At 62.2% G+C, this 19,985-nt stretch carries 19 protein-coding genes and 1 CRISPR repeat array; of the genes, 11 read left to right on the plus strand and 8 right to left on the minus strand.

From position 1 onward, the window contains the following. The first annotated feature begins 10 nt into the window (after window positions 1-10). The 8 genes from cas1e (at window position 11) to AAIA72_RS13700 (ending at window position 7,862) form a co-directional block, all read left to right on the plus strand. On the plus strand, window positions 11-943 hold the full coding sequence (gene cas1e, locus AAIA72_RS13665; protein WP_369600858.1) for a type I-E CRISPR-associated endonuclease Cas1e: 933 nt from the start codon (window positions 11-13) through the stop codon (window positions 941-943). Then, window positions 944-1,237 (plus strand): type I-E CRISPR-associated endoribonuclease Cas2e, encoded by a 294-nt coding sequence (gene cas2e / locus AAIA72_RS13670; RefSeq protein WP_369600859.1) that lies wholly within the window; start codon window positions 944-946, stop codon window positions 1,235-1,237. A 71-nt stretch (window positions 1,238-1,308) separates the two neighbouring features. Beyond that, a CRISPR array of direct repeats spans window positions 1,309-2,680; the repeat unit is 29 nt; unit sequence GTGTTCCCCGCGCCTGCGGGGATGAACCG. A gap of 442 nt (window positions 2,681-3,122) precedes the next feature. Then, window positions 3,123-4,166 carry an AraC family transcriptional regulator gene (locus tag AAIA72_RS13675; protein ID WP_369600860.1) on the plus strand — a complete coding sequence of 348 codons (1,044 nt, stop codon included), beginning with the start codon at window positions 3,123-3,125 and terminating at the stop codon, window positions 4,164-4,166. 109 nt (window positions 4,167-4,275) lie between these two features. Next, entirely contained in the window at window positions 4,276-6,129 is a 1,854-nt protein-coding gene (locus AAIA72_RS13680; protein ID WP_369600861.1) for a DUF4382 domain-containing protein, read from the plus strand. 36 nt (window positions 6,130-6,165) lie between these two features. Then, a complete protein-coding gene (locus tag AAIA72_RS13685; RefSeq protein ID WP_369600862.1) occupies window positions 6,166-6,693 on the plus strand; it encodes an RNA polymerase sigma factor in 528 nt (175 codons plus the stop codon). Continuing rightward, window positions 6,690-7,079: a hypothetical protein gene (locus tag AAIA72_RS13690; protein WP_369600863.1), complete on the plus strand. Its 390-nt coding sequence runs from the start codon at window positions 6,690-6,692 to the stop codon at window positions 7,077-7,079. The genes AAIA72_RS13685 and AAIA72_RS13690 overlap by 4 nt, the downstream gene beginning before the upstream one ends. Further along, window positions 7,076-7,324 carry a hypothetical protein gene (locus AAIA72_RS13695; protein ID WP_369600864.1) on the plus strand — a complete coding sequence of 83 codons (249 nt, stop codon included), beginning with the start codon at window positions 7,076-7,078 and terminating at the stop codon, window positions 7,322-7,324. Before AAIA72_RS13690 ends, AAIA72_RS13695 begins: the two co-directional genes overlap by 4 nt. Next, window positions 7,314-7,862: a DUF3106 domain-containing protein gene (locus AAIA72_RS13700; RefSeq protein WP_369600865.1), complete on the plus strand. Its 549-nt coding sequence runs from the start codon at window positions 7,314-7,316 to the stop codon at window positions 7,860-7,862. The genes AAIA72_RS13695 and AAIA72_RS13700 overlap by 11 nt, the downstream gene beginning before the upstream one ends. Before the next feature lie 124 nt (window positions 7,863-7,986). Here AAIA72_RS13700 and AAIA72_RS13705 read toward each other — a convergent pair whose 3' ends face one another. Together AAIA72_RS13705 and AAIA72_RS13710 are read right to left on the minus strand one after the other, a co-directional pair. After that, window positions 7,987-8,607 carry a hypothetical protein gene (locus AAIA72_RS13705; protein WP_369600866.1) on the minus strand — a complete coding sequence of 207 codons (621 nt, stop codon included), beginning with the start codon at window positions 8,605-8,607 and terminating at the stop codon, window positions 7,987-7,989. A gap of 73 nt (window positions 8,608-8,680) precedes the next feature. Then, window positions 8,681-9,133, minus strand: coding sequence for a F0F1 ATP synthase subunit epsilon (locus AAIA72_RS13710; protein WP_369600867.1), 453 nt, complete (start codon window positions 9,131-9,133; stop codon window positions 8,681-8,683). A 101-nt stretch (window positions 9,134-9,234) separates the two neighbouring features. On the opposite strand from AAIA72_RS13710, the gene AAIA72_RS13715 reads away from it, so the two are divergent. Then, window positions 9,235-9,549 (plus strand): DUF2470 domain-containing protein, encoded by a 315-nt coding sequence (locus AAIA72_RS13715; RefSeq protein ID WP_369600868.1) that lies wholly within the window; start codon window positions 9,235-9,237, stop codon window positions 9,547-9,549. Next, window positions 9,543-10,319: a hypothetical protein gene (locus AAIA72_RS13720; RefSeq protein WP_369600869.1), complete on the plus strand. Its 777-nt coding sequence runs from the start codon at window positions 9,543-9,545 to the stop codon at window positions 10,317-10,319. Before AAIA72_RS13715 ends, AAIA72_RS13720 begins: the two co-directional genes overlap by 7 nt. Before the next feature lie 3 nt (window positions 10,320-10,322). Here AAIA72_RS13720 and AAIA72_RS13725 read toward each other — a convergent pair whose 3' ends face one another. Next, on the minus strand, window positions 10,323-10,685 hold the full coding sequence (locus AAIA72_RS13725) for a hypothetical protein (protein ID WP_369600870.1): 363 nt from the start codon (window positions 10,683-10,685) through the stop codon (window positions 10,323-10,325). Window positions 10,686-10,785: 100 nt separating this feature from the next. Next, window positions 10,786-13,227, minus strand: coding sequence for a transporter substrate-binding domain-containing protein (locus AAIA72_RS13730; RefSeq protein ID WP_369600871.1), 2,442 nt, complete (start codon window positions 13,225-13,227; stop codon window positions 10,786-10,788). Window positions 13,228-13,364: 137 nt separating this feature from the next. Here AAIA72_RS13730 and AAIA72_RS13735 point away from each other — a divergent pair, with 137 nt between their 5' ends. Next, window positions 13,365-15,281, plus strand: a complete 1,917-nt coding sequence (locus AAIA72_RS13735) for a hybrid sensor histidine kinase/response regulator (protein ID WP_369600872.1) — start codon at window positions 13,365-13,367, stop codon at window positions 15,279-15,281. Between the two features lie 70 nt (window positions 15,282-15,351). On the opposite strand, the gene AAIA72_RS13740 is transcribed toward AAIA72_RS13735, so the two are convergent. The 4 genes from AAIA72_RS13740 to xerC form a co-directional block, all read right to left on the minus strand. Further along, the gene (locus AAIA72_RS13740) at window positions 15,352-15,969 is read right to left on the minus strand and encodes a response regulator (RefSeq protein WP_369600873.1); all 618 of its coding nucleotides are present in this window, start codon (window positions 15,967-15,969) and stop codon (window positions 15,352-15,354) included. An 83-nt stretch (window positions 15,970-16,052) separates the two neighbouring features. After that, window positions 16,053-17,159 carry a response regulator gene (locus AAIA72_RS13745; RefSeq protein ID WP_369600874.1) on the minus strand — a complete coding sequence of 369 codons (1,107 nt, stop codon included), beginning with the start codon at window positions 17,157-17,159 and terminating at the stop codon, window positions 16,053-16,055. Between the two features lie 103 nt (window positions 17,160-17,262). After that, window positions 17,263-19,026 carry a diguanylate cyclase gene (locus AAIA72_RS13750; protein WP_369600875.1) on the minus strand — a complete coding sequence of 588 codons (1,764 nt, stop codon included), beginning with the start codon at window positions 19,024-19,026 and terminating at the stop codon, window positions 17,263-17,265. Between the two features lie 47 nt (window positions 19,027-19,073). After that, window positions 19,074-19,985 carry a tyrosine recombinase XerC gene (gene xerC, locus AAIA72_RS13755; RefSeq protein ID WP_369600876.1) on the minus strand — a complete coding sequence of 304 codons (912 nt, stop codon included), beginning with the start codon at window positions 19,983-19,985 and terminating at the stop codon, window positions 19,074-19,076.

Raw genomic sequence — 19,985 nt, forward strand, 5'->3', positions numbered from 1 at the left:
GGGTTGGCTCATGGCTAAAAGTATTCCGCTGCCGCCCATTAAACCTTTGCCGATAAAAGACAGGCTATCAATGATCTTCGTGTACTACGGGCGCATTGATGTAAAGGATGGTGCATTTGTTGTTGTCGATGAGGCAAATGGTGAGCGCAAGCACATCCCGGTGGGCTCGGTTGCCTGCATCATGCTCGAACCGGGTACACGCGTCAGTCACGCTGCAGTCAAGCTTGCGGCCGTGACTGGCACGCTGTTGATCTGGGTAGGTGAAGCCGGAGTACGTCTCTACTCCGCTGGCCAGCCTGGCGGTGCCCGCTCTGACAAGCTGCTGTACCAGGCAAAACTGGCTTTGGATGAAACGCTTCGTCTGAAAGTAGTCCGAAAGATGTTTGAAATCCGGTTTGGAGAACCGGCACCGGAAAGGCGAAGCGTGGATCAGCTAAGGGGTATTGAAGGTGCCCGCGTACGGAAAATGTACGAAATGCTGGCCAAACAGTATGGCGTTAAATGGCAGGGAAGACGTTATGACCCGAAAAACTGGGATGCAGGCGATGTGGCCAATCAATGTTTGAGTGCCGCAACGTCATGTCTTTACGGTGTTACCGAAGCGGCAGTGCTTGCGGCGGGCTATGCCCCGGCAATCGGTTTTCTGCATAGTGGTAAGCCTTTGTCATTTGTTTATGACATAGCAGATTTATTCAAATTTGAAACCGTTGTGCCCGTTGCGTTTAAAATTGCGGCAAAGGCACCTCGCCTGCCTGATCAGGAAGTCCGGATTGCCTGCCGGGATGTTTTTCGCTCAACCGGACTTCTCAAAAAAATTATTCCCACTATTGAGGAGGTTCTGGCCGCCGGAGGCATAGATCTACCTCCACCACCTGAAGATGCTCAGCCACCGGCAATCCCCACGCCGCCATCAATCGGTGACGCAGGCCACCGGAGCAAATAAATGAGTTTTCTAGTTGTGGTGACGGAAAATGTACCGCCCCGGCTCCGAGGCCGCTTGGCGATCTGGTTGCTCGAGATCCGTGCAGGAGTGTACGTGGGGGATGTGAGTAAGCGTGTTCGTGAAATGATATGGCAGCAAGCCTGTGAGTTGGTGGGCGACGGGAATGTCGCCATGGCTTGGGCCACAAATACGGAATCTGGTTTCGATTTTCAGACAGTCGGCCGCAACAGGCGCGTGCCGGTTGATTATGATGGTTTGAGGCTGGTTTCATTTAAGCCACAAGAGGAAAGCTGATCGCTCTTTAAAAAGCTGGTAGATTTTGCAACGGCCAAAAAAACATTTGGAAACAAGTGTATACTTTTAGAGTGTTCCCCGCGCCTGCGGGGATGAACCGCCGGTCTGGTCATTCCGTGACGCGACCGTGCTGTGTTCCCCGCGCCTGCGGGGATGAACCGCGCGCGCGCCTTGGGGTGCATATTGAGCTGTCGTGTTCCCCGCGCCTGCGGGGATGAACCGTGAAAGAGGTGGACGTGTCTGGCGCTGATGTGGTGTTCCCCGCGCCTGCGGGGATGAACCGTTATATCGGCAGCGTGGCGCAGGCGCTGGGCGGTGTTCCCCGCGCCTGCGGGGATGAACCGGTATTGAAAAACAGGGAGTGGTCGTGGCTTGGGTGTTCCCCGCGCCTGCGGGGATGAACCGCAGAAAACATTTTTGAATTGATGGGCAAACACGTGTTCCCCGCGCCTGCGGGGATGAACCGCCATAGAAGGCGTTGCTAGAGTTGTTGAAAAAGTGTTCCCCGCGCCTGCGGGGATGAACCGTGCCCAGCGCCAGCATCAGACTTGTCTTAAATGTGTTCCCCGCGCCTGCGGGGATGAACCGTGTTTGTAGGCTACGATGCGTCAGGACTTGAAGTGTTCCCCGCGCCTGCGGGGATGAACCGTTTTGTTTCCGGATTAAGAATAATCTCCCGCAGTGTTCCCCGCGCCTGCGGGGATGAACCGCGGAGAAAATCACGATTTTTGAGCGGTGGGAAGTGTTCCCCGCGCCTGCGGGGATGAACCGAGTGCCTTCAACATTCATTACAGGCTGGAAAAGTGTTCCCCGCGCCTGCGGGGATGAACCGTGAGGCTATCGAAATGAAATGGTATCAGCGCAGTGTTCCCCGCGCCTGCGGGGATGAACCGGCGAAATTCGCGTGAATACCGGCATCCAGGGCGTGTTCCCCGCGCCTGCGGGGATGAACCGCAATTTCCCCCATCACAATCATCCTGCTGCTGGTGTTCCCCGCGCCTGCGGGGATGAACCGGCCGGATGATTGGGACTGGTTCCCAAAATCAGGTGTTCCCCGCGCCTGCGGGGATGAACCGATTCGCGCGGGCTCACATGCTGGCAGAGTATGGTGTTCCCCGCGCCTGCGGGGATGAACCGATGTCGGGATGGGGATGGAGGGAACGGACAGAGTGTTCCCCGCGCCTGCGGGGATGAACCGCGATACAGTCGGCCATGTCTGATGCGTCCGGCGTGTTCCCCGCGCCTGCGGGGATGAACCGCACCAGCTGACAGAAATCGGCAAACGCCTGACCGTGTTCCCCGCGCCTGCGGGGATGAACCGATGTCGGGATGGGGATGGAGGGAACGGACAGAGTGTTCCCCGCGCCTGCGGGGATGAACCGGTGGAGAGTCTGGACGATGCGCGGGAAAAAACGTGTTCCCCGCGCCTGCGGGGATGAACCGGATTGGTTCATAAGTAAAAAAAGCCGCGCAATGCGCGGCTCAAAGTAGCAAGGTAAGTTCACCATTCCGGTGAAGCGGACTAGTTCAGAGACACTAATCAACGCGATCTATTCTGCACATTTGTCTGGTTTTCCAGAAGGTCATCAGTCCGGCTAAAAACGGTCATTTCCGGACAACAGGTTTGGGAATGGGTTGATATACATCAAAATGAGACGGGCATCACAGGTGTACACTGTGCGCATTCGGACTGGAGAGATGTCATGATGCCACAAGAAGACGAAGGCTTGGGGTTGCGGGCGGTGCTGTGGGCGTCCGTCGTGCTGGTGTTTACGGTGACCCTGCTCTGAACTGAACAAATCCTGTTCAATTCTAGGTTGTAAAGCCTAGGCGCTTCACTAGAATAGTGCAAAAGCTCTAACTGAGCTCTGGCACGGAGTGAAGCATGACAGTGGATGCAGGCCGGAAATGGGTGGCCGCCAGCGACGAGATGATTCTTGCCCATTACGGCGAAGTCCTGCGGCAGCTGGTGGTCGAGCGCGTGGGCAGTGACGAGGCGCTGCTGGAAGGCACGGGCATCGAGCGCCACATGCTGACCGACGATCATCACGGACTCACCTATGCCCAGTACATGGCGCTGGCCCGCAATGCACTGCGGGTCACGGGGGATCCGGCGCTGGGCCTCGAATACGGTCTGCGGCTCACCCCCCTGACCCATGGCGCCCTGGGGCAGGCCACGCTGAGTGCCCCGTCCATCCGCGTGGCGTTGCAGCTTCTGGAACGCTATTACCGCACACGTCTGTCTCCCGTCACCTTCCGGTTCTTCGAGGAAGGGGACGATGCGGTGATCCAGATTGACGTTCAGCTCAACCTGGGCGACCTCACGCCGTTTCTCATCGAAACCCTGTTCGGCACCCTGCTGGCGGTCAACCGTCTGCTGTTCGGCGACAAGCTCAGCCGCGACGGCCGCTGCCTGCTGGCCTATCCGGAGCCTCCCTATGCCGACCGCTACCGCAAGTTCGGCAAGGTGGAATTCGGCATGGGCGTCAACCAGCTCCGCTTCCGGCGCGAGTTTCTCGACCTGCCCATGGTCATGGCCAACGAGGCGGTCAAGAATCTGGCGGTGCAGCAGTGCGAGGAAGAGCTGCGTGCGGTGGAGGCCCGGCATCGCTCGCCCGTGGTGGCCCGCGTCAAGGCCATGATCGAAGCTGCCGAGACCCTGCCCAGCATGGAGGACGTGGCCCGCAAGCTGGGTGTCACGGACCGGACGCTGCGCCGCCAGTTGCAGCAATATGGTCTGACCTATCAGGAACTCATTGCCGACTACCGCCATCAGCAGGCCTGCCGTCTGTTGCGTGAAAGCCGGCTTACCATCGAGCAGATTGCCTGGGAGCTGGGCTATGCCGACCCCTCCAACTTCGGCCGTGCCTTCCGCAAGTGGGAGGGCATGAGTCCCAAGGCCTATCGCCGGCAGGCCCGGGCGAACTGAAAATTTTTTCTCCTGTTGTGTCAACCGCGCGCCGGCCGGTGCGTTGGTAAGGGTACACAATGGCTGTTGTGTCCCGACTCAGACCTGAACACACAACAAGGAGAACATCATGAACACCCTGACACGTACACTCTGGTCAGCCAGCCGCTGGCTGATGGCAGCCGGGCTGGGCGCCACCCTGCTCACCGGCTGCGGCGGCAGTGCCGGCACCTCCGGCACCTCCGGTAGTGCCACGGAAGAAGGCACCCTGACGGTCAGTCTGACGGACGCGGAAGGTGACTTCCTCGGCTATACCGTCACCGTCAGCTCCCTGAAGCTTACGCGCGCCAATGGCGATACGGTGGAAACCGTGCCCAATGCCACACGGGTGGACTTCGCCCAGTATACGGATCTTTCCGAGTTCTTCACCATTGCCAGCGTACCGGTGGGCAACTATACCGGTGCCGAGCTGCGGCTGGACTACAGCGATGCAGAGATCATCATTCAGGATGAAAACGGTCAGGCCCTGGAAGCCGAGGCCGTGGATGCGGACGGCAATCCCGTTACCACGCTGAATGTGCACATCGACTTCAATGACGGCAAGCTGCTCAAGGTCCGGCCCGGTGTGCCGGCAGCCATGATGGTGGATTTTGACCTGGATGCCAGTAACCGGATTGTCTCCACGTCGCCGGCCAAGGTGCAGGTGGAGCCCTTCCTGATCGCGGATCTGGAGCTGGATGAGGAGAAGGTGCACCGTGCCCGCGGTCTGCTTGGAGAGGTGAATACGGACGATCGGCAGTTCACGCTGAAGGTGCGTCCGTTCCACGTGCGGTTGCACCATTTCGGCAACCTGACCATTCAGGTGGATGACAGCACCCATTATGAAATCAATGGTGTGGCCAGCGAGGGTGCTGCGGGTCTGAGTGCCCTGGCCGTGCTGGATGCCCGGACACCGGTGGTGGCGGAAGGCACTATCACGTCCGGTCAGGGTTTCCGGGCCACCCAGGTGCTGGCCGGCAGCAGTGTACCCTGGGCCAACAAGGACTATGTCCAGGGCACGGTCATCGGCCGCAGCGGTAACACGCTCAGGGTGCGCGGCTTTGCGGTGAACCGGGATGATGGCTATGCCGTCTTCAACTCCGATCTGACCGTGAATCTGGATACGGACGTGCGTGTGACCCGGGTGGGCACCACCGACACCCTGCTCAATACGGATGACATTTCCGTCGGTGCCGGCATCACCGCACTCGGCACGCTGAGTGGGACGGGGGATGATCTGGTGCTGGACACCTCCGCAGATGACGATCTGGTTCGCCAGTGGCCCACCACCCTCAAGGGACGGGTCAATACCGCCGGGCCGCTGGAAGTGGATGTGGACTTCATCAACGGCCGTCGTGCGAAAATCTTTGATTTCTCCGGGACGGGCGTGACGTCCGGTGAGGATTCCGACCCGGCGCACTATGCCATTGACACCGGCAGCCTGACATTGAGCACCATCGGCCTCAATGACATCATCAAGGTGAAGGGCTATCCGGTCGCCTTCGGCACGGCAGGGTCAGAGGATTTCACGGCAATTTCCGTGATTGACCTGAACACGGACATCCGCGGTGCCGGTGTGGGCGTTCGCTGGAGTGGCGAGAGCAGCGGTCAGGTCACCAGTGCCAGCGACTCGGAACTGGTGCTGGATGTGAGCGGTGCGGCAGAAGCCCGCCTGAAGGTGGCCGGTGTGGATGTGGGCCTGGATACGTCGGTGGAGACCCTGACGTTGCGCGCACTGGCCGCCAGCGGCAAAGGACGCTACGCTGTGAAAACACGCGGTGTCCACGGCATTCAGATGTTCCACAGCCTGACGGATCTGGCCGACGAGATCACGGCCCGGCAGGCGGAAGGGCAGAAACTGATTGCACTGTTCAGCCATGGCCGCTATACGGGCGAGGTGAACACGCTGGAAACCGCCAACATCACACTGCTGTTTGAACGTTGACACATGGGGGGCATTGCCCCCCCGGTACGGAGTGCCATGAACCGGTTTCTGGCATCAATCGAAAAGAAGGCGTACAACATGGCCCTGATGGCTACTGGACATCGCGAGGATGCGCTGGACATTGTGCAGGATGCCATGCTGACCTTGGTGCGCCGTTATGGCGACCGGCCACGGGACGAATGGAAGCCGCTCTTTTACCGGATTCTCAACAACCGCATCATGGACCACTACCGGCGCAGCAAGGTGCGCCGGATCATGGGGGGCTGGCGTGACTGGTTCCGCCACCATGACGAGGAAGACGGACCTGAGCCCGGACCCGACGCGGTGGCCGGCCCGTCGCCCGATCCGGCCCGGCAACTGGAAAGCGAGCAGGCGCTGGACAGGCTGGCGGAGGTGATCCGGGAATTGCCGCCCCGGCAGCAGCAGGCCTTTCTGCTGCGCACGCTGGAGGGCATGGATGTGCGGGAAACCGCAGCGGCCATGGGGTGCAGTGAAGGCAGCGTCAAGACGCATCTGTCGCGCGCCATGCAACATCTGAACACACGAATGGAGGGTTGGCTATGACCCACCACGATGAACAGTCATCAGCGAAGCTGGAGGCCCTGGCCAGCAGGCTTGACCGGGAGCTGGATGCAGAAACCGCCGCAGAACTGGCCCGTATCCGACGCGTGGCTGCCGCTGAATGGGCGGTACGGCAGAGCCGGCCGGCGCCCCGGGGATGGTGGCCGGCGGGACTGGCCACGGCAGCCGTTCTGGTGCTGGCCGTGGCTGTCACTCTGTGGCCTGCGCGCGAGACAGACGGCCCGGATGGTGAAACCCTGGCACTGCTGGCGTCGGATCTGCCGGCCATGATGGAGCCGGTTCTGCTGGAAGAGATGGACGAACTGATGCTCATGGATGCGGAAGCACTCCTGCTTGAGGAGGCGGATGAAGGGGATAACCCGGCATGAGGTGGCCCGCCGCGGTGTTGTGGGGCTGTCTCATGCTGCAGGCAGTCCAGCCGGCCCGGGCGGATGAGTCCGCCGACGAGATGCCGGACCTGGACATGCTGATTTTTCTGGGGGAAATGGTGGCCAGTGGTGACCAGTGGCTCGACCCCCGTGATGTGGAAGAACTGGAATCGCTGGCTGGTGACGACACCCCCGACGCGGGTGAGGCGGCACCGGCAGAGGAGGCGCAGACCGATGCGAATTGAAAAACTGACCGGGATCCTGTTGCTGCTCCTTGCGCTGGCAGGCCAGACCCTTGCGGACACGCAGTGGGAAAGCCTCCCCGAAGCGGACAGGACGCTGCTCAAGCCCTGGGCCGAGACCTGGAAAACGCTGCCGGAAGCGCGTCGTCAGGCGCTGCTTGAAGGGATTCATCGCTGGAAGAACATGACGCCGGAACAGCGTCAGGCGCTCAGGAAGCGCTATGAAAGCTGGAAGCAGTTACCGGAAGCCCGGCGGGAAGCGCTGAGGCAACGCTTTGAACGCTTCCGCCAGCTGCCGCCGGACGTGCGTCAGCAAGTTCTGGAGCGTTATCAGCGCTGGAAAGCGCTGCCGCCAGCGGAACGGGAAGCCCAGCGCCAGCGCTGGCAGTCACTGAGTCCGGAAGACAAGGCACGCTTGCGGGAGCGCTGGCTCAGCAAGACCCCCGCGCAACGACAGCAATTGCGCCAGCGCTGGCAGAAACTGAGTCCGCAGCAGCGTCAGCGCATCCTGCAGCAGGCCAGAAAGCGACGCGGGAACTGAAGCCCGTCAATGGCCGCCGGAGGGCTCCTCGGGAACCAGAGACAGATGGCTGATATCCGGCTCAGGAATCGGGGTGTTTCCCGGGGTTCCACCAGGCGCACGCCCGGGGGCGCCAGCGACCAGTTCACCTCGGGCACCGGGCGTGGCGGGGACTGGTTGCGGCCGGATTCGCCAAGTGTGGTGCCTGGCGGGGCCAGGGACCAGTCCAGTCCGGACAGAATGGCATCCACCTTCTCGCCTGCCAGCGGCAGGGCATTGGGGTTGGCCGCCGGTGCCCTGCGTGTTCCGGGGGAGGCATCTTCGAAGCGGCAGCGGGCGCAGCAGAAGCCTGTCCGGTGTCGGCGTTGCCGGCAGTTGCGGACGCGGTGCCGCTTTCTGCCGCATCCAGATGGCGGAAGAAGGGATTGGCCGGCCGGGAAGATTCACCGGGCTTGACTGCCGCAGACGATGCCGTGCTCGCCGGTGCGGCGGGCGTCGCGGCGGCCGGGGACTGTGCTTTCGCGGTGGGCAGGGGTTCTCCCTGCCGGCGGATGTGAACGATGGCACCCTGCTTGCCGATGATCTGCCGGAACTTCTCCGCCATGGCCGCATCCAGCCCGTTTTTCAGCACCACCGGGCGGCCGGAGAACATACGATCCAGCTGGGCATCCGTGGCCCGGAACAGTTTGGCCATGTTGGCGCGCACCTGAACGAGGGTAAAGCCCTCCACCAGTTCGCCCTGAAATACAAGCTCCAGATCTGACACGTCTCACCCGTTGCGACAGCCTTTCGTATCAGATTAGCCTGAATTCTTCGTTCAGACCAGTCCCGGCTGTTGGTCAGGATTTTCCGGCGCCCGGTTTCGAGCGGCTGCGCCGGGCCAACTGCACGGCTTCAATCCGGGCCATGGCCTCCAGCAGTTCGTGGGCCGCCTTGGGGTAGTCAAAACGGTCCGTGGCCTGTCTGAGGTGCCGGAGCGCGGCCTCACGTGCTTTCTGGGCAGCTTCCAGATCGATGTCATCGGCGCGGAGGACGGTATCCGCCAGAATGGTGACGCTGTTGGGCTGCACTTCCACAAAGCCGCCTTCCACGAAGTACACGTGTTCGTCATGATGCACATCAACAATCCGTACGTGTCCGGGGGGCAGTGCGGTGAGCAGTGGCGCATGACCGGCTGCAATGCCCAGTTCGCCCTCGCAGCCGGTGACGGCCACAAAGGTCGCCGGCTTGTCGTAGAGGATGTTTTCGGCGCTCAGCAGGGCGCAGTGCAGGGTGGTCAGGGCAGTTTTCATTGCAGCCTCCGGCATGGCTTCAAGCCGCTATCCTAAGCCCATTGCCTTGACCGGGCAACTCCGGTCTAATAGTCGTTCAGGGTCAACAGGAGAACAGAGCCATGAGTGGTTGGGACGAAGCAGCAGCGAGCGCCTGGCTGGAAGACATGAATGCCGGTCATGGTGAAGCGCTGATCTGTCTGGCGCGCTATTTCGGCGGCATTGCGGATCCGCTGGTGGTGGAGGCCACGGGCCTGAACCGGGACGAACTGCATCTGCGCGTGGACGGTCATGGCCTGTCCTGCACGCTGGCGGTCCCCTGGCCGGAACCGGCGCGTACACTGGAGGATGTCAGGCGCATGGTGGTCGACATGACCCGGGAGGCCCGGCGTGGCGCGCGTGAGGAGGGTCTGCTGCCTGACGGCGACGCATGCTGACTGGCAAGCTGCTGGTCACCCTGGCCACGGTGCTGGGGCTGAGCTGGGTGGCGGAGCATGTCAGCACCCGCTGGGCTGGTGTGCTGGCCGGCTTCCCGCTCGGTACGGCCATTGCCCTGTATTTTATTGGACTGGAACAGGGTGCCGGCTATGCCGGTGAAGCGGCCCGTTTTACCCTCAACGGTTTCGTGGCCGCACAGGTCATGGCCGGTGTGTATGCCGGACTGGCCGGTAGAGTGCCCGTCGCACTGACGGTTGTCGCCGCCGTGGCGGCATTCATGGCGGCGTCGGCCCTCACCCGGGTGCTGGATGGGCCCCTGTGGCTCCATGTGGCGGTGGTGGCGGGGCTGACGGTACTGTGTGCACGCCTGTTCCGGCGTATCCCTGATGTGGCCATCGACCGGCCGGTACGGCTGACCTGGTCACTGCTGGGGATCCGTGCCCTGGCGTCGGCCGCCATCATCCTCGCCGTGACCGGCAGTGCCGGGCTGCTCGGCAAGGACTGGGCCGGTCTGCTGTCCGCCTTCCCCATCACCTTCTTTCCCATGCTCGTGCTGATTCATCTGGGGTACGGCGCTCAACCGGTGCGCACCCTCATTCGCTACTACCCGGCAGGGCTGGGGGCGCTGATCACGCACGCCACCGTCGTGGCGCTGGCGTATCCGGTATGGGGGGTGAACCGGGGCACCCTGCTGGCGCTGGTACTGGCCACGGGCTATGTGCTGGTGTACCAGATGCTCAGCCAGCGCCTGCAGGGCAGGGCGGACTAGTATTCAGGGCAGGCAGTCATACTGGCTGCGTTCGTCAAATGCGACGGACACCATGTCGTAACCGGCCCGGGAAAGATCGCTCACCAGATTGCGGTTTGCCAGGACCGTCCGGCAGATGCGGTCAATACTGGCATAAAGGTCCTTTTCGCCCGGAACCGGACCCTCGAAGCGGAAATCCAGCAACATGTAGCTGTGACCATCGCCCGCAGCGGCGGGAATGCTCTGATAACCGATAAAGAACAGATCATCCTGAATGTGTTCCAGCTGGGCGAGCGCCATGCGGATCCGGCTGTCGGGGCCGGGTTCCGCCTGTGTGATCCCGGAAAACGCCAGCAGGAGCACGAGGCCTGCGAGAAGTTGTTTCATGTCCGCACTCACTTCTTGCCTGTGAATCTCACCTGATTGTAGCGCGTGTGTAACAGAATGTGTGCGGATGTTGCGCGGTTTGACGTAAAGTTTGCAGGATTTAACAGTTCGGGTGGGCTTCCTGGGTCAGCCGCTCGATCTGCAGGGGGAATTCACCCAGCTTATTCTGCAGCTTTTTCAGGTGAAATTGCTGCCCGGCACTCAGGAGCGCCTGTGCATAGCTTTTCAGGGGTTCATCGGCTGCCTGTTGTGCCAGAGACTCCAGGTTCTTCGCAAAAGCCTGAATACGGGCCAGATCGCCACTGTCACGAATGGCTTCCCACTCCTCCCGGACCGGGCCGGTCAGAATATCGGTGAGCTGGCGAAGTGACAGTTTGGGTGTGCTGTCCGACCTGGCATGTTTCGGACGGCTGCCGGTATCGCGCTTTGGCAGGTAGCGGCTGACCACCGCAAAAAGCACGGAACGTTCAACCGGCTTGCGCAGCGCATCGGCAAAGCCCAGTTGACGCACCCGGGGCATTTCATCCGCGACAGCAGACCCGGTCAGGGCAATGACCGGAATGTTGCGTGTGCGACGGTCCGACTTGAGCAGGCGGATGGCATCCCGGCCATCCAGACGGGGCATGCGCAGATCCATCAGAATGAGATCCGGCTTGTGCTGGCGCGCCATGCTGACGCACTGCTCGCCGTCGACGGCCTCCAGAATCCTCACCGGCGTGCCGGCAAAGTGTTCGCGTAGCAGCACCCGGTTGAGTTCCACGTCGTCAGCAACGAGCAGGGTGCCCGGGGCAAAATCCGGCACTTGCACCGGCTCATCACTGACGGGGCGGATTTCCGGCCGGTCGGAGACGGCAACCTGATGCAGGCGCACTTCGAACCGGCTGCCCTTGCCGGGCGCACTGATGACGCCGATATGCCCGTTCATCATCTCTACCAGTTTCTTGGAAATGGCCAGCCCCAGCCCGGTACCGCCATACTGGCGGTTGCTCTGCCCCTCATGTTGCTCAAAGGCCTGGAAGATGCGCTGCTGCTGATCCGGCGCGATGCCGATTCCGGTATCTTCCACCGTGATGACCAGCTCCACCCTGCGATTGTCCTGAGGATCGGCCGGGGCGGCAATGGTGAGCCGGATGTGGCCCTCATGGGTAAACTTGATGGCGTTGGCGAGCAGGTTGAAGAGAATCTGGCGCAGGCGCACTTCATCCAGCAGCAGGGTTTCCGGCAGATCCGGGTCGATGACGACGTCGAATTTCAGCCCCTTCTGCTGAATGCGGGCGGAAAAGATATGGGCGATATCCTCGATGAGCCGGCGCGGATTGACGGGCACCCACTCCAGGTGCATCTTGCCGGATTCGATCTTGGACAGATCCAGAATGTCGTTGATGATGGTCAGCAGCGCCCGCGAGCCTTTCTTGATGGCCTCCAGATAGCTGCGCTGGCGTTCTCCGGTGACCTCATTTTCCAGCAACTCCGTGTAGCCGATGACCGCATTCATGGGCGTGCGGATCTCGTGGGACATGTTGGCCAGAAACTCGCTCTTGGCCCGGTTTGCCGCTTCCGCTTCCTTGGCCAGATGCTCGGCCTGGCGCATGGCCTGACGCAGTTTGTCCTCACTGCGGCGCAGGGCCTCTTCGGAACGGATCCGTTCGCTGACCTCCCGGCTCAGCTTGCGGTTCCAGTACAGGAAGATGAACACCACGATGGCGGCCACCGCCACGATGCGCCAGACCAGCGCATAGTCGATCCGTTGCTCGTAGCTGAAGCGGATCCACTTCTTGTAGATGGCCTCATGTTCGGCTTCGGTGATGGAACCCAGGGCCTTGTTGAGGATGTTGACGAGGATGGGCCAGTCCTGACGTACGCCCATGGCCACCTCGTAGGTGTACGGGGTAATGCCGGTAATCTTGATGTTGCTCAGCCCCAGCTGGTTCACCAGATAGCTGATGCTGGGAATGTTGCTGATGAGCACGTCCACCTCACCGTTGGACAGCTTGAGCAGCCCTTCCTCCAGCGAGCGCACGAACTCCATGTTCAGATTGGGATGACTGATGAGCAGGTAGTCCGCCGTGGCATAATCTTTCACCACCGCCACGCGTTCGTTGTCCAGTTCCTCGAGTGCACCCACGAAGGGCATGTCGTCCCGGACGGCCATGACGATGGGAAAGTTGAAGAAGGTGTCCGTAAACAGCATGCGGCCTTCCCGGCGCGGGGTGATAGCCACCGAGGCCAGCACATCCACCTGATGCTCGGCCATGGCATCCAGGGTGTCGGTCCAGCTGTTGTAATGGACGTGCGTGAAGGTATAGCCCAGCCGCTCTTCCACCAGCCGGACATAATCGGCCACCATCCCCTGGTAGCTTTCTTCTTCATCAAACATTTCGAAGGGGGGCCAGTGGGGATGGCCGGCCATGCGGATGTTGGGATGCTGCTGCAGCCATTCGCGCTCGAAGGGCGTGAGCAGATCGGCAGGCGTGACGTCTTCTTCCGCGGTGACGGAGGCAGGCAGCACAAGGCAGAGCAGGAGCAGGAAACGGAGGATCACGACAGGCCCTGTATCCGGTTTTGGATAAGCCTAAACCAACGGTGGCTGAGGTCAATAGCCGAGGTGGCCGTACGGAGAATTTGCTAACATAGGGCGTTCGGGAGAAACAGGACAGGAGAACAGGTGTGCCGGGCAGGATGGGACGTCGTCTGATGGCAGGATGGCTGGTCTGGCTGATGCTGGGCGGCATGGTGGCGGGCGTGTTCTGGGGCGTCCGTCAGGCGGAGGTGCTGCGGGATCACTGGGTGGGGCAGATCCTGAGGACGCCGGCCGAAGCCCTGGGCGCGACCCTGAGCGATGCGGTGCTCCCGGTGGCCGGGCTGCGCGAGCAGGATGTCCGGACCGGCGCGGTGCGCGTGATTCAGCGGCTGCCGGATCCGGTCGATGCACCTGACTGGGCGGGTCCTGTGGGCGATTGGCTGATCCGCGGTCTGCCCGTGGAGCGCCGGCTGGGCGAGACCGGCGTGCTGGCCTGGCAGTGGCATTCCGGCATGGCCGCCGGGCTCTGGTGGCAGGCGGTTCTGCCGGGGCTTCAGAGTCTGCTGTTCGTGCTGATCTGGGCGCTGGCGGGCATGCTGCTGGCGTACCATCTGTGCATCCAGCGTCGTCTGGCACGTCTGACCGGGTTTCTGAACCGGGTGGATTACCGCCAGCCGGCCCGGTCGCTGGCGCCCTACCGTTCGGCACTCTCGGCCCAGGATGAACTGGATGCGCTGGCCATCGGCATCAACCATGTCCTCATCGCCATGCAGACCAGCCTGGATCGCCGGCAGGAAGTGGAGGCCGAACTGCGCGAGAGCCGGCGCACGCTGGAGAAACGGGTGGAAGCGCGCACACGGGAAATCACCGAGCTGAACAAGAAGTTCGTGCGCCAGCAGTTCGAGGCCAAGATGGCGGCCCTGGAGGCCCGGCAGGCACGCTGGGAGGCGGAGAAAGCCAATCAGGACAAGACCCGGTTCCTGGCTGCAGCCAGCCACGACCTGCGCCAACCGCTGCATGCCATGAATCTGCTCCTGGAAGCGCTGCGGCCCCATGTGGAAGGGGAGCGCGGCAGGCAGATTTTCGCCAATCTGGAGCGCTCGCTGGATACCATGAAACAGCTCTTCAATGCCCTGCTGGACATTTCCAAGCTGGAGGCCGGTGTCATGAAGCCCGAGCGCAGCCACTTCTGCCTCGACCGGCTCTTTGACCGGCTGGAAGTGCTCTACCGGCAGGAAGCGGACGAGAAGGGGCTGGACCTTCGCATCGTCCGCAATCGCTACCACGTGTATTCTGACCCGCGGATGCTGGAGCAGGTGCTGGTGAATCTGGTGGGCAACGCCATCAAGTACACTCAGTCAGGGTGGGTGCTGGTCGGGGTACGCTACGCACGCAGCCATGTGCGTCTGGTGGTGTGGGATTCCGGTATCGGTATTCCTGCCGAGGCGCAGTCTCAGGTATTCAAGGAATTCGTTCAGCTGCACAATCCCGAGCGTGATCGTTCCAAGGGGCTCGGTCTCGGTCTGGCCATTGTCAACCGTACCTGCCAGCTGCTGGGACACAGTCTGAGGCTGACCTCCCGTGAAGGTTGGGGTACCCGTTTCGAGGTGGCCATTCCCCTTGGTGACAAGCCACGTCGTACCGAGCCGGTGGTTGCCGTTCCGCATTCACTGGTCCGGCCCGGCCAGCGGGTGCTGGTAGTGGATGATGATCCGGCCATTCTGGTGGGGATGAAGGCCTTGCTGGAGTCCTGGGGGCTGGAACCCATGCTGGCCAAGACCCTGGAGGAAGCGCTGACGTTCTGCCGGCAGACCCGTTTCCCGCCGCGGCTGATCATTTCCGATTTTCGTCTGGCGCCGGATCTGACGGGGATTGATGCCATCCGGGAAATCCAGAAGGTCATCGGACAACAGGTGCCGGGCCTGCTCATTACCGGTGACACGGATCCGGACCGCATCCGTCTGGCGGCATCCAGTCCGTATCCGCTCCTGCACAAGCCCATCCGGCCGGCGCATCTGCGGGCGGTGTGCATGGGTGCACTTCAGGGGGCAGATGCCCGGCAGATCCGGGGCTGATGCCCCGGCTTGCGAAATAAATACATAAGGCGAAGCGGAACGAAGGTCCTGCCGATGCGCCGGGGCGGGTTCAGATCAGCCGCAGCTCGCGTGCCCGGTGTACTGCAGCCGTGCGGTTGACCACGTTCAGTTCCCGGAAGATGGCGGCAATGTGCGCCTTGATGGTGCCGGGCGCAATATTGAGTTCCGTGCCAATCTGCTTGTTGGACATGCCTTCGGCCAGCAAGGCCAGCACTTCAAGCTGCCGTGGCGTCAGGTTGACATCCTGGGGCAGGGGCATGCCGTCTTCGGCGTGGGCCAGCAACTCGTGGGGCACGTAAATGCCGCCGTTGAGAATGAGCTGGATGGCGCTGGCAATGACCGCATTGGGGGCAGACTTGGGGATGTAGCCCTGTGCACCGGCACGCAAGGCCCCCTGGATCAGGGAGGCTTCCTCGGAGGCCGATATGACCGCAATGGGCATGGCGGGCCAGGTGCGCTTCAGTTCGAGCAGCAGGCCGAGCCCCTGACTGTCAGGCAAGGTCAGATCCAGCAGCAGCAGGTCAACCGGACCGCTCGCTTCCAGCTTGTTCAGGGTTTCCTGTGCCGAGGCGGTTTCCACCAGCTCGACATCGTCGAAGAGACCATTGAGGATGGTGCTGATACCGCAACGGAATACACCGTGATCGTCCGCGATCAGAAATTTCATGGTATGCGTCACTGCAGGGGCTTGTGGATTTCCGGAAGCCAATGGTACACCGCTTTTCCAGATTTGCCTACCGGGCAGACTGCTCATGCACGTATCCCTTCTGAACGTGAGGTCCGGGGTGTGATCAGGTCGGCAATTCGCCGCGCCAGTCGCTTTTCCCACTCGCCCTGAGGTACCGTATCGGCCGGGTCAGGCTCCAGCGGCAGGCCGGTAATGACCGGCGCATCGCTCAGGCGGTCCAGTTCTTCCAGCACCCGGTCACACAGGGCCGGGGTCGTCACCTCCACCAGCCAGCCATCCAGTGGCGTGTTGCCCTCCAGCATCAGCCAGTGTTCCAGCTGCTCCGGCCGGCCGCTGATGGCGACATGGAATCCGTGACGGGAAAGCAGGCGCCGCAGCATCCACCGTGTCTTGTCATTCTCCACCACGACACCCACCGAACCACGATGACGGACGGCCCGTTCCGGCTGCTTCAGCGAGCAGAACTCCGACAGGGTGCGATAGAGGCCGAACAGGGTGAACGGTTTGAGCAGGTAGTGGTGGATATTGAGCCATTCATTTTGGCTGAGATCCAGGCGCGTATCATCCTGTGCCGTGAGCACCACGGGCAGGTTCTGCCCTTCGGGCAGCTTGCGCAGGCGCGCCACCAGTGCTTCGGCGGGGATGTCCGGCAACTGGGTATCGATCATGGCAACGGCACAGGGGGTGGTGCGGAGGATGGCCAGGGCCTGACGTCCGTCGGCCGCCTCGATCACTTCCAGCCCCAGTTTGGTGAGCAGGGCTGCCAGCGTCTTGCGCAGTTCCGTACGGCTTTCCGCAATCAGAATGCGTTGGGCCGCCCGGGCGTGTCCCGAGGCCTCCGGGCGGTGGGTTTCGGGCATGCGCAGACTGTCCGGCGGCTCGATGGGCGTTTCCGGATCCAGGGGATCGGGTGCCGGGGCGGACCGGTGGCGCAGGGGACGGAACTCCGCACTGCCCTGAGGCGCGAAGGCGGCGGCCCCGCTCACTTCGGTGACGTGCTGGGTTGTGAGTACGCGCAGGGCATCCTCGGCACTCATCTCCCATTCGATCTCTTCCTGTGTCCGCTGCCGGCCCCGCGGCGGGTTGTGCCCGCCGGCGTTCCGGCGCTTGCGGGTGAGGCGGCTGATGATGCTCAGGATCGGCCGTTCGGCATCCGGCTTGTGGCTCATGCCCGTGACTCCATGGCGTTGCGGTGAATGGTAAAGATCGGATTGTGTGGTGGAGTCTAAAAAATGAACAGGGTGATGCCAATCGGCCTTTTTGCCTATCTTTTCAGGTGTGTGACGGCGCGCACTGTACCTGATTGCGTCCGTTATTCTTGGCCTCGTAGAGCGCCTTGTCTGCCGCTTCCAGACATTCGCTGATTGTCATGTTGCCGGAGAAGGCACAGATACCGAACGACATGGTGATCTGAACCCGCTGCTTGCGGAAGTGGAACGGCATGCGGCTGATCATGTCCCGCGTGGCGTCCATGACCTGGGCTGCGGTGGTGGCCTCGGTTTCGGGCATGATGATCACGAATTCTTCACCGCCGTAGCGGGCAATGAAGTCCGTGGTACGGATCCGTCTGGCCACCTCGCGGCCAATGAGGCGGATGACCTTGTCTCCGGCAAGATGGCCGTACTCGTCATTGATGCGCTTGAAGTGATCGATGTCGCCGATGACGAGGGTCGTGGGATTGCCGTAGCGCTTCCAGCGTTCGTATTCGAGCGTGATGCGCTCCTGAAAGGCTTCCCGGTTGGGCAGGCCGGTCAGGGGATCCGTGCGTGCCTTCTTCTGTTCGGTCTGCAGACGTTCCTGAATGTCGCGGGATTCGGCTTCCATGCTGTCCAGGCGGGCCTTGAGCGCGGCCAGTTCTTCCTGGCGCTCCGCTTCGCGCGTCTCTTCCTCGCGCCGGAACTGGTCCATGGCGGCAATGATGTGATCAATGTGCGTATTGATGGCGGTCTTGAGGGAATCCAGGTCCTGTGCATTGCGCACGCTGTCGGAAATGGAGCTGACCTGTGTACGGACGTCCTCCTGCAGGCGCGTCTGGGCCTGATGGTTGGCGGACTGGCGCGCTTCGCTGTTTTCGAGATAGGCGTTGAGCAGTGACAGCCGTTCGTCCAGGTTCTTGAGAAACTGCTCGAAATCCCGCTGTCCCTTGCCCACGGCCGCCAGGACCAGGTTGGCAATGTCGTCCAGTACCGGGATGAGCTCGTACCAGTTGAGGCCCGCCTCGATGCGCGCCAGAATCCGACGGGCTTCGTGCTGCGCCAGTTCGGGCAGGTCCAGCTGGCGGATCAGGTGGGTCAGTGTGGCGCTGACGTGATCGGCAATGGCGGCAAATCCGGGCTCGGGCGGCATGTCCGCTTCCGGCAGTTCCAGACTTTCCGTTTCGCTGTCCGCGTCCGGCGGTTCGGTGCCGGTGCCGGGAAGCGCCGGGGCTGCGGATGCGGCCGCATCCGCTTCATCCCGGATGACCTCGGGTTCTGTCTGCGCTTCGCCTGCCGGCGATTCGGTGCGCTTGCCGAACAGGCGCTCCAGAAAGCCCGGCCCGCTGGTGTCCGTGCCGGCCAGCCGGGATTGCAGGGCGGTCAGGGCGTCCTTCTGCAGTCTGGCCACGTCCTGCATCAGTTTCGGGTGCTCGCGCAGTGACTGGATGCGGCCATTGAGCGACTTGGCAAAGCGTCGCAGATCCTTGCGGACGGTTCGGGGCAGGTCGAGCCGGCCCAGTTGTTCCACCAGGTCGGTGAGTGCCTGAAGCAGGGCATCCTGGGCATCGCTGCGTGCGGTATCCAGCTTGTGCAGGGTGTTTTCAAGCGCATCCAGCTGACGCTTGAGCTCGCTGGCCGGCAGGGGGTCTTCGCGCATGAGTGTCCGCAGGCTGGCCAGTTGCTTGTCCAGTTCCGAGTCCAGACCATCCGCCGCCAGACTGACCCGGACCACGGCGCGCTGCAGCAGATGAGTCTGGTTGCGGAAGCGGTTCTCCAGCTCATCCAGCTCATCCAGCTTGTTCAGGTATTTTTCTTTCCAGCGTTGGGCGTCTGTGCTCATGCGGCCGTTCCCGGCAGAAGTTTGGGTAGAGTATAGACCAGTTTGCGTTATTTGCCGGTTTTGCGCCGGGCTCTGGGGTGGGTCTTGTCGTACACTTCGGCAAGGTGCTGAAAATTCAGGTGGGTGTAGATCTGGGTGGTGGAGAGGTTGGCGTGTCCGAGGAGCTCCTGGACGCCGCGCAGGTCGCCGCTGGATTCGAGGATATGGCTGGCAAAGCTGTGGCGGAGCATGTGGGGATGGAGGTGAACCCCGCTGCCGTGCAGGGTGGCCCAGCGCCGCAGGCGGACCTGCACGGTGCGCGGATGAATGCGCTGCCCGCGCTGGCTCAGGAACAGGGCCTCGCCACTGTCTGCGGTCTGCCACCGGGGCCGCACTTCCAGCCAGCGGTCCAGTGCCTGTTGCGCCGCCCGGCCGAACGGAACGATGCGCTCCTTGCGCCCCTTGCCGGTGACGCGCAGGGTGCCCTCGCTGCGGTTCAGGGCGCCCAGATCCAGGCTGACCAGTTCGGACAGACGCAATCCTGCGCCGTAGAAGAGTTCGGCCATGGCCAGATCCCGGATGTCATGGGGATCCTCCGGCACCGCGCCGAGCATGGCATTCATCTGGTCCACGTCCAGCACCTCCGGCAAGTGACGCCCGCGCTTGGGGGCACGCATGCCGGCGACCGGATTGCGTGTGACCACGCCGGTCTGCATCAGATAGCGGAAGAAACTGCGCAGGCTGGACAGCCACCGTTGTGCCGTGGCAGGAGCATGGCCCTTCTGCATGTCGGCCATCAGGGCACTGCGCACGTGATCGCTCGTCAGTTCACCGACGTGGTCGACGGCCATGCCCCTGGCCCGCAGATGCTGCAGGAGCTTGTCCAGATCGCGCCGGTACGCGGCCAGAGTGTGCGGACTGGCCCGGCGCTCCACCCGCAGGTGTTCCAGATAGCGGTGGATGGCCGTTTCCGGGTGCAT

The organism is Thermohahella caldifontis (assembly GCF_041153465.1).
GTDB lineage: Bacteria > Pseudomonadota > Gammaproteobacteria > Pseudomonadales > Oleiphilaceae > Thermohahella > Thermohahella caldifontis.

Bases quoted from the DNA above. Each gene is read 5' to 3' on its own strand.
- cas1e (WP_369600858.1), top strand. From the start codon at position 11: ATGGCTAAAAGTATTCCGCTGCCGCCCATTAAACCTTTGCCGATAAAA.
- cas2e (WP_369600859.1), top strand. From the start codon at position 944: ATGAGTTTTCTAGTTGTGGTGACGGAAAATGTACCGCCCCGGCTCCGA.
- AAIA72_RS13675 (WP_369600860.1), top strand. From the start codon at position 3,123: ATGACAGTGGATGCAGGCCGGAAATGGGTGGCCGCCAGCGACGAGATG.
- AAIA72_RS13680 (WP_369600861.1), top strand. From the start codon at position 4,276: ATGAACACCCTGACACGTACACTCTGGTCAGCCAGCCGCTGGCTGATG.
- AAIA72_RS13685 (WP_369600862.1), top strand. From the start codon at position 6,166: ATGAACCGGTTTCTGGCATCAATCGAAAAGAAGGCGTACAACATGGCC.
- AAIA72_RS13690 (WP_369600863.1), top strand. From the start codon at position 6,690: ATGACCCACCACGATGAACAGTCATCAGCGAAGCTGGAGGCCCTGGCC.
- AAIA72_RS13695 (WP_369600864.1), top strand. From the start codon at position 7,076: ATGAGGTGGCCCGCCGCGGTGTTGTGGGGCTGTCTCATGCTGCAGGCA.
- AAIA72_RS13700 (WP_369600865.1), top strand. From the start codon at position 7,314: ATGCGAATTGAAAAACTGACCGGGATCCTGTTGCTGCTCCTTGCGCTG.
- AAIA72_RS13710 (WP_369600867.1), bottom strand. From the start codon at position 9,133: ATGAAAACTGCCCTGACCACCCTGCACTGCGCCCTGCTGAGCGCCGAA.
- AAIA72_RS13715 (WP_369600868.1), top strand. From the start codon at position 9,235: ATGAGTGGTTGGGACGAAGCAGCAGCGAGCGCCTGGCTGGAAGACATG.
- AAIA72_RS13720 (WP_369600869.1), top strand. From the start codon at position 9,543: ATGCTGACTGGCAAGCTGCTGGTCACCCTGGCCACGGTGCTGGGGCTG.
- AAIA72_RS13725 (WP_369600870.1), bottom strand. From the start codon at position 10,685: ATGAAACAACTTCTCGCAGGCCTCGTGCTCCTGCTGGCGTTTTCCGGG.
- AAIA72_RS13735 (WP_369600872.1), top strand. From the start codon at position 13,365: ATGGGACGTCGTCTGATGGCAGGATGGCTGGTCTGGCTGATGCTGGGC.
- AAIA72_RS13740 (WP_369600873.1), bottom strand. From the start codon at position 15,969: ATGAAATTTCTGATCGCGGACGATCACGGTGTATTCCGTTGCGGTATC.
- AAIA72_RS13745 (WP_369600874.1), bottom strand. From the start codon at position 17,159: ATGAGCCACAAGCCGGATGCCGAACGGCCGATCCTGAGCATCATCAGC.
- AAIA72_RS13750 (WP_369600875.1), bottom strand. From the start codon at position 19,026: ATGAGCACAGACGCCCAACGCTGGAAAGAAAAATACCTGAACAAGCTG.
- xerC (WP_369600876.1), bottom strand. From the start codon at position 19,985: ATGCACCCGGAAACGGCCATCCACCGCTATCTGGAACACCTGCGGGTG.